Annotated in this window: 6 protein-coding genes; 5 read left to right on the top strand and 1 reads right to left on the bottom strand. The window is 56.8% G+C overall.

Going from position 1 to position 10,954, the window contains the following annotated elements; translation table 11 throughout:
* The first annotated feature begins 216 nt into the window (after positions 1 to 216).
* The 4 genes from metA to aceK all read left to right on the top strand — a co-directional run bounded on the left by metA (position 217) and on the right by aceK (position 6,144).
* Positions 217 to 1,146 (top strand): homoserine O-acetyltransferase MetA, encoded by a 930-nt coding sequence (gene metA, locus ACWYRJ_RS06915; RefSeq protein WP_008503405.1) that lies wholly within the window; start codon positions 217 to 219, stop codon positions 1,144 to 1,146.
* Positions 1,147 to 1,416: 270 nt separating this feature from the next.
* Positions 1,417 to 3,018, top strand: coding sequence for a malate synthase A (gene aceB / locus ACWYRJ_RS06910; RefSeq protein WP_455507606.1), 1,602 nt, complete (start codon positions 1,417 to 1,419; stop codon positions 3,016 to 3,018).
* A 31-nt stretch (positions 3,019 to 3,049) separates the two neighbouring features.
* Positions 3,050 to 4,354 carry an isocitrate lyase gene (gene aceA, locus ACWYRJ_RS06905; RefSeq protein WP_455507605.1) on the top strand — a complete coding sequence of 435 codons (1,305 nt, stop codon included), beginning with the start codon at positions 3,050 to 3,052 and terminating at the stop codon, positions 4,352 to 4,354.
* 50 nt (positions 4,355 to 4,404) lie between these two features.
* On the top strand, positions 4,405 to 6,144 hold the full coding sequence (gene aceK / locus ACWYRJ_RS06900) for a bifunctional isocitrate dehydrogenase kinase/phosphatase (protein WP_455507604.1): 1,740 nt from the start codon (positions 4,405 to 4,407) through the stop codon (positions 6,142 to 6,144).
* 68 nt (positions 6,145 to 6,212) lie between these two features.
* Here the strand turns inward: aceK and iclR are convergent, their stop codons facing one another.
* Entirely contained in the window at positions 6,213 to 7,040 is an 828-nt protein-coding gene (gene iclR / locus ACWYRJ_RS06895; protein ID WP_127729219.1) for a glyoxylate bypass operon transcriptional repressor IclR, read from the bottom strand.
* Between the two features lie 193 nt (positions 7,041 to 7,233).
* On the opposite strand from iclR, the gene metH reads away from it, so the two are divergent.
* Positions 7,234 to 10,917, top strand: a complete 3,684-nt coding sequence (gene metH / locus ACWYRJ_RS06890; RefSeq protein WP_455507603.1) for a methionine synthase — start codon at positions 7,234 to 7,236, stop codon at positions 10,915 to 10,917.
* Positions 10,918 to 10,954: the final 37 nt, after the last annotated feature.

Here is a 10,954-nt window from a genome sequence, read left to right as displayed (position 1 = left end):
GGTCTCCCCATGTGAGAGTAGGGAACTGCCAGGCATCAAATAAGAAGAACCCCGTACCGAAAGGTGCGGGGTTTTTTGCTTTTGTTTTTCTTCCTCTCCCTCTCCCTGAAACTTTCTCACCTTCGCCTTGCAGACTCGACATTCCGATCATTTCTGGGTATCGTTAGCTGTCTGGATGTCTAAACGTTTATACGTATGCTGTGAGGATATAAAGCTATGCCGATTCGGGTGCAGGACGAGCTACCAGCCGTCAATTTCTTGCGTGAAGAAAATGTCTTTGTGATGACGACTTCACGTGCGACAGGTCAGGAAATTCGCCCGCTGAAGGTGCTTATTCTCAATCTGATGCCGAAGAAGATCGAAACAGAAAATCAGTTCCTGCGTCTGCTGTCGAACTCCCCGCTGCAGGTCGATATTCAGCTGCTGCGGATCGATGCCCGTGAGTCTCGCAACACGCCTTCTGAGCACCTGAACAACTTCTACTGCAACTTTGATGACATTCAGGGTGAAAATTTTGATGGATTGATTGTGACCGGCGCCCCGCTCGGCCTGGTGGAATTTAACGATGTCGCCTACTGGCCGCAGATCAAACAGGTGCTGGAATGGGCAAAAGATCACGTCACGTCCACGCTGTTTGTCTGTTGGGCGGTACAAGCCGCACTGAATATTCTGTATGGCATCCCCAAGCAAACCCGCACTGAAAAGCTCTCCGGCGTATACGAACACCATATTCTCCATCCCCATGCGTTGCTGACGCGCGGGTTTGATGATTCTTTCCTGGCTCCGCATTCTCGCTACGCTGACTTCCCGGCCCAGCTGATTCGTGATTACACCGATCTGGAGATCCTGGCCGAAACGGAAGATGGGGACGCTTACCTGTTTGCCAGTAAAGATAAGCGCATTGCCTTTGTGACCGGACATCCTGAATACGATCCGCACACCCTTGCGTCAGAGTATTTCCGTGATGTCGAAGCGGGTCTTAACCCGGATGTCCCGTACAACTATTTCCCGAAAGACGATCCACAAAACAAACCAAGAGCGACCTGGCGCAGCCACGGGAATTTGCTTTTTACTAACTGGCTCAACTATTACGTCTACCAGATCACACCATACGATCTGCGTCACATGAATCCAACGCTGGAGTAATCGTCTGCACTAAACGATCCTAAAGCGTTTCAGCTATTCAAATCAGGCACCTTCGGGTGCCTTTTTTATTTCCGAAATATAACTCACCATTCTGTAAAACTTTAATCTTAATAAAATCAATAAATTAATTGCTATTTATAATTAAAATGGAAATTGTTTTTGATTTTAGAAAAAATGGAGATAGTCTTAATTCTGCTGAGCGAAAACTACCCAACGATCTTTCGTTCGCATCGGGAGCGTGATTTTGGATCTTTGATGAGGAGCAGAGTAATGACTCAACAGGCAACGACGGTCGATGAACTGGCCTTTACCCAGCCGTATGGTGAACAAGAACAGCAGATATTGACGGCAGAAGCGGTAGAATTTCTGACTGAACTGGTGACCCGCTTTACGCCGCAGCGTAATAAGCTGCTGGCGGCACGCATTCATCAGCAGCAGGAAATTGATAACGGCAAGTTGCCTGGTTTTATTTCGGAAACCGCTTCCATTCGCCGTGGCGAGTGGAAAATCCGCGGCATCCCTGAAGATTTACAGGATCGTCGCGTTGAGATCACCGGTCCGGTAGAGCGAAAAATGGTGATCAACGCCATGAACGCGAACGTTAAGGTCTTCATGGCCGATTTTGAAGATTCCCTGGCGCCGGACTGGCGTAAGGTCATCGAGGGGCAGATCAACCTGCGCGACGCCGTGAACGGCACCATCAGCTATACCAACGAAGCCGGTAAAATTTACCAGCTCAAACCGAACCCGGCGGTGCTGATCTGCCGCGTGCGCGGCCTGCACCTGCCTGAAAAACATGTCACCTGGCGTGGGGAAGCCATTCCGGGCAGCCTGTTTGATTTCGCGCTCTATTTCTTCCACAACTATAAAGCCCTGCTGGCGAAGGGCAGCGGCCCGTATTTCTATCTGCCTAAAACGCAGGCCTGGCAGGAAGCAGCCTGGTGGAGCGAGGTCTTCAGCTACGCGGAAGATCGTTTCAACCTGCCGCGCGGCACCATCAAAGCCACGCTGCTGATTGAAACGCTGCCTGCCGTATTCCAGATGAATGAAATTCTGCACGCCCTGCGTGACCACATTGTCGGTCTGAACTGCGGACGCTGGGACTATATTTTCAGCTACATCAAAACCCTGAAAAACTATCCCGATCGCGTACTGCCGGATCGCCAGGTCGTGACCATGGATAAACCGTTCCTGAGCGCCTACTCGCGTCTGCTGATCAAAACCTGCCACAAGCGCGGCGCCTTTGCGATGGGCGGCATGGCAGCCTTTATCCCGAGCAAAGACGCAGAGCGCAACAATCAGGTGCTCAACAAGGTGAAAGCCGATAAAGAGCTTGAAGCCCGTAACGGTCACGACGGCACGTGGATTGCGCATCCCGGCCTGGCCGATACGGCAATGGAGGTCTTCAACCGCGTCCTCGGTGACAACAAAAACCAGCTGTTTGTCACCCGTGAAGATGATGCACCAATCGCAGAAGAACAGCTGCTGGCGCCGTGCGCGGGCGAACGGACGGAAGAGGGGATGCGGGCCAACATTCGCGTCGCGGTGCAGTACATCGAAGCGTGGATCTCCGGCAACGGCTGCGTGCCGATCTACGGCCTGATGGAAGATGCTGCGACGGCGGAGATCTCACGTACCTCTATCTGGCAGTGGATCCACCATCAAAAAACGCTTAGCAACGGCAAACCGGTGACCAAGACCCTGTTCCGCCAGATGCTGGCCGAAGAGATGCGGGTGATCCAGGACGAGCTGGGCGAACACCGCTTCAGCAGCGGGCGTTTTGACGACGCTGCGCGCCTGATGGAGCAAATCACCACATCAGATGACTTAATCGACTTCCTGACCCTGCCGGGCTACCGCTTCCTGGCGTAACTCACCACACAACAATATGGAGCATCTGCACATGAAAACCCGTACCCAACAAATCGAAGAATTAAAGAAAGAGTGGACACAACCTCGCTGGGAAGGCATCCGCCGCCCGTACAGCGCGGAAGACGTGGTGAAATTACGCGGCTCGGTCAATCCGGAATGTACGCTGGCGCAAAATGGCGCGGCGAAAATGTGGAAGCTGCTGCACGGTGGCTCTAAAAAGGGCTACATCAACAGCCTCGGTGCGCTGACCGGCGGTCAGGCACTGCAGCAGGCGAAGGCCGGTATTGAGGCGATTTACCTCTCCGGCTGGCAGGTCGCGGCGGACGCCAACCTGGCCTCCAGCATGTACCCGGATCAGTCGCTCTATCCGGCTAACTCCGTGCCGTCGGTCGTGGATCGGATCAACAACACCTTCCGCCGTGCGGATCAGATCCAGTGGGCGGCGGGTATTGAGCCAAACGATCCGCGCTTTATTGACTACTTCCTGCCGATCGTTGCGGATGCGGAAGCGGGCTTCGGCGGCGTGCTGAATGCCTTTGAGCTGATGAAATCGATGATTGAAGCCGGTGCAGCGGCCGTTCACTTCGAAGATCAGCTGGCGTCAGTGAAGAAGTGCGGACATATGGGCGGTAAGGTGCTGGTTCCTACACAGGAAGCGGTTCAGAAGCTGGTTGCCGCGCGTCTGGCTGCTGACGTGCTCGGCGTGCCGACGCTGGTCATTGCCCGTACCGATGCGGACGCGGCTGACCTGATCACCTCTGACTGCGATCCGTACGACAGCGAGTTCATCACCGGCGAGCGCACCAGTGAAGGCTTCTATCGTACCCACGCGGGTATCGAGCAGGCTATCAGCCGTGGTCTGGCGTACGCGCCTTACGCGGATCTGGTCTGGTGTGAAACGTCCACGCCGGATCTGGCGCTGGCGAAACGCTTCGCTGATGCTATTCATGCGAAGTTCCCGGGCAAACTGCTGGCCTACAACTGCTCGCCGTCCTTCAACTGGCAGAAAAAGTTGGATGACAAAACCATCGCCAGCTTCCAGCAGCAGCTGTCCGACATGGGCTACAAATACCAGTTCATTACCCTGGCCGGTATCCACAGCATGTGGTTCAACATGTTCGACCTGGCGCACGCCTACGCGCAGGGTGAGGGCATGAAGCACTACGTTGAGAAGGTGCAGCAGCCGGAATTTGCGGCGGGCAAAGATGGTTATACCTTCGTCTCTCACCAGCAGGAAGTGGGAACCGGCTACTTCGATAACGTGACCACGATCATTCAGGGCGGCACCTCCTCCGTCACCGCCTTGACGGGTTCAACGGAAGAAGCACAGTTCTAATCTTTCCCCCTCTCCCCCTTGGGGAGAGGGCTGGTGGTGAGGGGGAATATATGTCGCGTGGCCTGGAATTACTGATTGCCCAAACTATTTTGCAGGGCTTCGATGCCCAGTATGGTCGTTTTCTTGAAGTGACCTCCGGCGCGCAGCAGCGCTTCGAACATGCAGACTGGCATGCGGTTCAGCAGGCCATGAAGCAGCGTATCCATCTCTACGATCACCACGTGGGTCTGGTGGTGGAGCAGCTGCGCTGTATTACCGACGGTAAAAGTCCGGACGCGGAATTTTTACTGCGCGTGAAGGAGCACTACACCCATCTGTTACCCGACTACCCGCGCTTCGAGATTGCGGAGAGCTTTTTCAACTCCGTCTATTGCCGGTTATTTGACCACCGCTCATTATCTCCTGAGCGGTTATTTATCTTCAGCTCCCAGCCCGAGCGGCGCTTTCGTACCATTCCGCGTCCGCTGGCGAAAGATTTCTTTCCCGATCGCGGATGGGAAAAGCTCCTGCACCGCGTGCTAACGGATTTGCCGCTGCGCCTGCCCTGGGAGAATAAAACCCGGGATATTGGTTATATCCACGCGCATCTCAACGAAACCTTCGGCGCGGAGGTGCTCAGCCGCAGCCATTTGCAGGTTGCCAACGAGCTTTTCTACCGCAATAAAGCCGCCTGGCTGGTGGGTAAACTGGTTACCCCTACGGCCATCGTGCCGTTTCTGTTACCGATCCACCGTACTGACGACGGGGAACTGTTTGTCGATACCTGCCTGACCACCGGCGCCGAGGCCAGCATCGTGTTTGGCTTCGCACGCTCCTATTTTATGGTCTATGCACCGTTACCTGCCGCGCTGGTGGAGTGGCTGCGCGAGATCCTGCCGGGTAAAACCACCGCAGAGCTGTATATGGCCATCGGTTGCCAGAAGCACGCCAAAACGGAAAGCTACCGGGAATACTTGCGCTATGTCACCACGGCCGATGAGCAGTTCATCGAAGCGCCCGGCATTCGCGGCATGGTGATGCTGGTGTTTACGCTGCCGGGTTTCGACCGGGTATTTAAGGTGATCAAAGACAGATTCGCGCCGCAGAAAGAGATGACCGCCGCGCACGTCCGCGCCTGCTATCAGCTGGTTAAAGAGCACGACCGCGTCGGTCGCATGGCGGATACCCAGGAATTCGAAAACTTTGTGCTGGATAAACAGCAGGTCGACCCGGCGCTCATGGCGCTGTTAATGCAGGAAGCTCCCGCGAAAATCACCGATTTGGGTGATAAAATCGTGATTAGCCATCTCTATATTGAACGCCGCATGGTACCGCTGAATATCTGGCTTGAGCAGTCCGAAGGTCAGGCTTTAAGAGATGCGATTGAAGAGTACGGCAACGCGATTCGCCAGCTTGCCGCCGCCAATATCTTCCCGGGCGATATGCTGTTCAAAAACTTCGGCGTTACCCGTCACGGGCGGGTGGTGTTCTACGATTACGACGAAATTTGCTACATGACTGAAGTGAATTTCCGCGATATCCCACCGCCCCGCTACCCGGAAGATGAGCTTTCCAGCGAGCCGTGGTACAGCGTCTCGCCGGGCGATGTTTTTCCCGAAGAGTTTCGCCACTGGCTGTGCGCCGACCCGCGCATCGGGCCGCTATTCGAAGAAATGCATGAGGATCTGTTCCGTGCCAGCTACTGGCGCGGGCTGCAAACGCGGATCAAAAATGGGCACGTGGAAGATGTGTATGCATATCGGCGTAAGCAGCGGTTTTGCATCCGGTTTTCTCCCTCGCTCGCAGGGTAAGGGCGTTATGTTTTCTCCCTCTCCCTGTGGGAGAGGGCCGGGGTGAGGGCGTCAGGCCGCACTCAATCTTAACGAATCCCACCGTACGCCAGCGTCACCTCTTTCGCCGCCTTAATCACCAGCGCACCCAGTTCGGTCACGCGGTCATCGGTCATGCGCGAAATCGGTCCGGAGATGGAGATGGCGGCAAACGGCTCGCGGTGCTCGTCAAAAATACAAGCTGCGATACAGCGCAGGCCCAGAGCATGTTCTTCATCATCAAACGAATAGCCGCGCTTGCGGGTCAGAGCAAGATCTTCTTTTAAATGCACGGGCGAGACCAGGGTGGCGTGGGTATAGGCGTGTAGCCCTTTACGGTGCAGCAGGCCCGTCACCTGCTCTTCGCTCAGCTGTGACAGAAATGCCTTTCCCGCGCCGGAAGCGTGCATCGGCAGCTTGCCGCCAATCGGCGCGGACATGCGCATCAGCTGCGTGCACTGCACCTGGTCGATGATAATCGCCTGATGGTCGCTCTGGTCCAGCACCGCCAGGTTTACGGTCTCGCCGGAGTCCTCCATCAGCTTGCGCAGAATCGGGTGAACAATCGCCAGCAGGTTGCGGCTCTGCAGGAAGCTGCTGCCAACGATAAATGCATGCGCGCCCACCGCCCAGTGCCCCAGCTCGCCCACCTGGCGGACAAAGCCCAGCTGCTGCATGGTGGTCAGAAGACGGTGCGTCGTGGAGTTCGGCAGGCCAGCCTGCTGGGCAAGCTCCGTCAGGGCCACGCTGCTGTGCGACTCGGCTATCCACTCCAGCAGCTTCAAACCGCGCGTGAGCGATTGAACCTGTCCGCCCTGTTGTGCGGTGGTGGCAGCAGCAGGTTTTCTGCCGCGTTTAGCGGGAACGGTCGCGACCATGACGATCTCCTTTTTCTGTATCGTGGAAATCATTTTCGTTTTATTTGGTGAATTTGCAACCGTTATCCTGACTGATCGGAGGAGTGATGGTGAACATGTCTCATGTTACCGCTGAGCGGCTTTTCCACCCTGCGAGATTGTGCCAGTATGGAACGCAGCCTTTTGGCCTTGTTGAGCGTTGTCGGGAGCAAGTGTGAGCAGCAAAGTAGAGCAACTGCGTGCGCAGTTAAATGAACGAATTCTGGTGCTGGACGGCGGCATGGGCACCATGATCCAGGGGTATCGTCTGAGTGAAGATGATTTCCGCGGCGAACGCTTTGCCGACTGGCCCTGCGACCTGAAAGGGAACAACGATCTGCTGGTGCTCAGCAAGCCGTCCGTGATTAAGGATATCCACAACGCTTACTTCGAAGCGGGGGCGGATATCATTGAAACCAACACCTTTAACTCGACAACTATCGCCATGGCGGATTACCAGATGGAATCCCTGTCGGCGGAAATCAACCTGGAAGCTGCGAAGCTGGCGCGCGCCTGCGCCGACGAGTGGACGGCCCGCACGCCGGACAAGCCTCGCTACGTTGCCGGGGTGCTTGGCCCAACCAACCGCACCGCGTCGATTTCACCGGACGTCAACGACCCGGCGTTTCGTAATATCACCTTTGACCAGCTGGTTGCTGCCTACCGTGAATCGACCAAAGCGCTGGTGGAAGGCGGTTCCGATCTGATCCTGATTGAAACGGTATTCGACACCCTCAACGCCAAAGCCGCGATTTACGCGGTGAAAGAGGAGTTTGAGGCGCTGGGCGTTGACCTGCCGATCATGATTTCCGGTACCATCACCGACGCCTCGGGGCGCACTCTGTCCGGCCAGACAACAGAAGCGTTTTATAACTCCCTGCGTCACGCCGAAGCGCTCTCCTTTGGCCTGAACTGCGCGCTGGGGCCGGATGAACTGCGCCAGTACGTGCAGGAGCTTTCGCGCATCGCGGAATGCTACGTCACCGCGCACCCGAACGCCGGTCTGCCGAACGCCTTCGGCGAATACGATCTTGATGCCGATACCATGGCGGCGCAAATCCGCGAGTGGGCCGAGTCTGGATTTCTGAACATCGTCGGCGGCTGCTGCGGCACCACGCCTGAACATATCGCTGCTATGAGCAACGCCGTGGCCGGGCTGCCGCCGCGCAAGCTGCCCGAGCTTCCGGTTGCCTGTCGTCTCTCCGGCCTTGAGCCGTTGACCATCGGCGAAGACAGCCTGTTTGTGAACGTGGGCGAGCGTACGAACGTTACCGGTTCCGCCAAGTTCAAACGTCTGATCAAAGAAGAGAAGTACAGCGAAGCGCTGGACGTCGCGCGTCAGCAGGTAGAGAACGGCGCGCAGATTATCGATATCAACATGGATGAGGGGATGCTCGACGCCGAAGCGGCGATGGTGCGTTTCCTTAACCTGATTGCCGGTGAGCCGGACATCGCCCGCGTGCCGATCATGATCGACTCCTCCAAGTGGGACGTGATCGAGAAGGGGCTGAAGTGCATTCAGGGTAAAGGCATCGTCAACTCCATCTCGATGAAAGAGGGCGTGGAGATCTTTATCCACCACGCGAAGATGGTGCGCCGCTACGGTGCCGCCGTGGTGGTGATGGCCTTTGACGAAGTGGGCCAGGCCGATACCCGCGCGCGTAAAATTGAGATTTGCCGCCGCGCGTACAAAATACTGACCGAAGAGGTGGGCTTCCCGCCGGAAGACATCATCTTTGACCCGAACATCTTCGCCGTGGCGACCGGTATCGAAGAGCACAATAACTACGCCCAGGACTTTATCGGCGCGTGCGAGGACATTAAGCGCGAGCTGCCGCATGCGCTGATCTCCGGCGGCGTGTCGAACGTGTCGTTCTCGTTCCGCGGTAACGACCCGGTGCGCGAAGCGATCCACGCCGTGTTCCTCTACTACGCCATCCGCAACGGGATGGACATGGGGATCGTCAACGCCGGCCAGCTGGCGATTTACGACGACCTGCCAGCCGAGTTGCGCGACGCGGTAGAAGACGTGATCCTTAACCGTCGCGACGACGCCACCGAGCGCATGCTGGACCTGGCGGAAAAATACCGCGGCAGCAAATCGGATGAATCAGCCAACGTTCAGCAGGCCGAGTGGCGCGCCTGGGACGTGAAAAAGCGTCTGGAATATTCGCTGGTAAAAGGCATCACCGAGTTTATCGAGCAGGATACCGAAGAGGCGCGTCAGCAGTCAGCCCGCCCGATCGAGGTGATCGAAGGGCCGCTGATGGACGGCATGAACGTGGTGGGCGATCTGTTCGGTGAGGGCAAAATGTTCCTGCCGCAGGTGGTGAAATCCGCCCGAGTGATGAAGCAGGCCGTGGCGTACCTGGAGCCGTTTATCGAGGCCAGCAAAGAGAAAGGCTCCAGCAACGGCAAAATGGTCATTGCCACCGTCAAGGGCGACGTGCACGACATCGGCAAGAACATAGTCGGTGTGGTGCTGCAGTGCAATAACTACGAGATTATCGACCTTGGCGTCATGGTCCCCGCGGATAAAATCCTCAAGACCGCGCGCGAAGTGAACGCCGATCTGATTGGCCTCTCCGGGCTGATCACCCCGTCGCTGGACGAGATGGTTAACGTGGCGAAAGAGATGGAGCGTCAGGGCTTCACCATACCGCTGCTCATTGGCGGCGCGACCACCTCCAAAGCGCACACGGCGGTGAAAATCGAGCAGAACTACAGCGGGCCGACGGTCTACGTTCAGAACGCCTCGCGCACGGTGGGCGTGGTCTCCGCACTGCTCTCTGACAGCCAGCGCAACGAGTTTGTTGAGCGCACCCGCAAAGAGTACGAAACCGTTCGCATCCAGCACGGGCGCAAGAAACCGCGCACCCCGCCAGTTTCACTCCAGGCGGCCCGCGATAACGATCTGGCGTTTGACTGGTCGAGCTATACGCCGCCGGTCGCGCATCGGCTGGGCGTTCAGGAGGTCAGCGCCAGCATAGAAACGCTGCGCAACTACATCGACTGGACGCCGTTCTTTATGACCTGGTCGCTGGCGGGCAAATATCCGCGCATCCTGGAAGATGAGGTCGTAGGTGAAGAAGCGAAACGCCTGTTTAAAGATGCCAACGATATGCTCGACACGCTGAGTGCTGAGAAAACCCTCAATCCGCGCGGCGTGGTAGGGCTGTTCCCGGCTAACCGCGTGGGTGACGACATCGAAATTTATCGCGATGAAACCCGCACCCACGTGCTGGCGGTCAGCCGCCATCTGCGTCAGCAAACCGAGAAAGTGGGCTTTGCCAACTACTGCCTGGCCGATTTTGTCGCGCCGAAGCTGAGCGGAAAAGCCGACTATATCGGCGCCTTTGCGGTAACCGGCGGTCTGGAAGAAGATGCGCTGGCGGACGCGTACGAAGCGCAGCACGACGATTACAATAAAATCATGGTGAAAGCGATAGCCGACCGCCTGGCGGAAGCCTTCGCCGAGTACCTGCACGAGCGCGTGCGCAAGGTGCACTGGGGCTACGCGGCGAATGAAAACCTCAGCAACGAGGAGCTGATCCGCGAAAACTACCAGGGTATTCGTCCGGCACCGGGATATCCGGCCTGTCCGGAACACACCGAAAAGGGCACTATCTGGCAACTGCTGGACGTCGAAGCCCATACCGGAATGAAGCTCACCGAGTCGTTCGCCATGTGGCCGGGTGCGTCCGTCTCCGGCTGGTACTTCAGCCACCCGGACAGCAAGTACTTTGCCGTGGCGCAGCTGCAGCGCGATCAGATTGAAGATTACGCCCTGCGCAAAGGCATGAGCGTATCAGAAGTCGAGCGCTGGCTGGCACCGAATTTAGGCTACGACGCAGACTAACGTCACTTTTCCTTACAACAAACAGGGCACCTCAAGG

This window comes from Enterobacter sp., from assembly GCF_977039595.1.
This window is presented reverse-complemented; position numbering and strand designations above follow the sequence as displayed.

Excerpts from the sequence above, each read along its gene's own strand:
- metA (WP_008503405.1), top strand. The coding sequence starts at position 217 with ATGCCGATTCGGGTGCAGGACGAGCTACCAGCCGTCAATTTCTTGCGT.
- aceA (WP_455507605.1), top strand. The coding sequence starts at position 3,050 with ATGAAAACCCGTACCCAACAAATCGAAGAATTAAAGAAAGAGTGGACA.
- aceK (WP_455507604.1), top strand. The coding sequence starts at position 4,405 with ATGTCGCGTGGCCTGGAATTACTGATTGCCCAAACTATTTTGCAGGGC.
- aceB (WP_455507606.1), top strand. The coding sequence starts at position 1,417 with ATGACTCAACAGGCAACGACGGTCGATGAACTGGCCTTTACCCAGCCG.
- iclR (WP_127729219.1), bottom strand. The coding sequence starts at position 7,040 with ATGGTCGCGACCGTTCCCGCTAAACGCGGCAGAAAACCTGCTGCTGCC.